The organism is Micromonospora sp. CPCC 206060 (genome assembly GCF_036906895.1).
Taxonomy (GTDB): Bacteria; Actinomycetota; Actinomycetes; order Mycobacteriales; family Micromonosporaceae; genus Micromonospora.
On sequence record NZ_JBAKHU010000208.1, the window covers coordinates 1 to 1625 of the forward strand.

Consider the following 1625-nt stretch of genomic DNA (forward strand, 5'->3'; position numbering starts at 1 on the left):
CCGCCAACACCGACCGCACCACCGGCTCCACCACCGGCACCGCATCCACCAACACCACCGGCAGTTCGGTCTCCGGCAGGTACGTGGCCCGGGCATCGCCGTCCACGTCGGCGATCATGGATTCGAGGACCGCGCGGTACATGCCGCCGAGGCGTACCACGTTGGGGTAGCTGACCACGTGCGGCTGGGCCAGGATGCTCAGTACGCCGTCGAGCGTGGAGACGTGCAGGCCGAACTCGCCGCTGGCCTCGTAGATCGCGTCGACGAAGCCGACCCGCTCGGTGTCGACCTGCTGGAAGTCCAGGTAGTTGAAGAGGATCTCGATCGGGCGGCGCCCGTCCCCGAGACGCTGCACGGCCGGCAGCGGGTACCGCCGGTGCGGCCACAGCGCCAACTCGGTGGTGAACGTCTGCCGGATCAGCTCCCGCCAGGTCGCCACCCGCGCGTCGTGTACGAACGGCAGGGTGTTCAGGTGCATGCCGTACACCCGGTCGGCACCGGTCACCTCGGGCCGGCCGTGACAGACCAGACCGCTGGTGAAGACCGGCTCGCCGGTGAGCTGGCTCATCACCTTCAGGTGCGCGGCCAGCAGGACGCTCTTCAGCGACGTGCCGGTACGGCTGGCCAGCTCGCGCAGCCCGTCCATCAGGTCGTGCAGCGGTACCCGGGTGCCGCACTCGTACGCCGGAACGCTCTCGTCCTCGCCCCACCCGGTCGGGAGTTCGAAGATCGGCTTGGCGACGACGTCCTGCCAGTACTCCTGGTCCTCGCCGGAGGCGAGCGACTCGACCTCACCGGCGACGAAGTCGGCGTACCGGACCGGCAGGGCGTCGAAGGCCGCCGGCGCACCGGTGTCCCGCAGGCTGCGGTAGTTGTCGAGGATCTCCATCAGCAGGGAGTGGTGGCTCCAGCCTTCGAGGATGCCGTGCGACATGGTCAGCACGAACCACCACTGGTCGTCCCGTCCGACCGCACCGGCGATCCGCATCTGCGGCACCTCGTCCGGGCCGAAGGGCTTGGCCCGCTCCGCCGCCATGTACCCGCGCAACCGGGTCTCGGCTTCCTCGGTGGGCAGGTCCCGCAGGTCGAGCAGGGTGATGTCGACCGGCACCTCGGCGTGCACGAGTTGCATCGGCACCGAGTAGCCGGTGAGCGCGAACGACGTACGCAGGATGTCGTGGCGGTCCACCACGGCCTGGACGGCCCGGCGCAGCGCGTCGGCGTCGAACGGCTGCCCGTCGGTGATCGGGAACGCCGAGACGTTGTGGTAGGTACGCCGTTCCTGGTCGGTGAGGGTGACCACCAGCATGGCAAGTTGCACCTGGGCACACGGGTACGCGTCCGCGAGGCCGTCCGGGAGCAGGGCGCGGTCCTCGGCGCTGATCAGGCTGAACGGGGCGACCGCCTGGAAGGCCGGCACGACCTCCTCGACGTCGGCATGCTGCGCGGCCAGGTGGGCGGCGAGCGCGGCGACGGTGCGGTGCAGGAAGACGTCGCGCACCGAGACCGGGTGGCCGGCGTTACGCAGCGCACCGACGAGCGCGATGGCGCTGATCGAGTGTCCGCCGAGGTCGAAGAAGCTGTCGGTGGTGCTGACCCGGTCCAGGTTCAACACCTGGCACCAG

Annotated in this window: 1 protein-coding gene; it reads right to left on the bottom strand. The window is 70.0% G+C overall.

Features of this window, described 5'->3' with window-relative positions:
* Positions 1-1615 (bottom strand): condensation domain-containing protein (locus V6U90_RS33280; RefSeq protein WP_334445126.1); only part of this gene is annotated, 1615 nt, incomplete at its 3' end.
* Between the last annotated feature and the right edge of the window lie 10 nt (positions 1616-1625).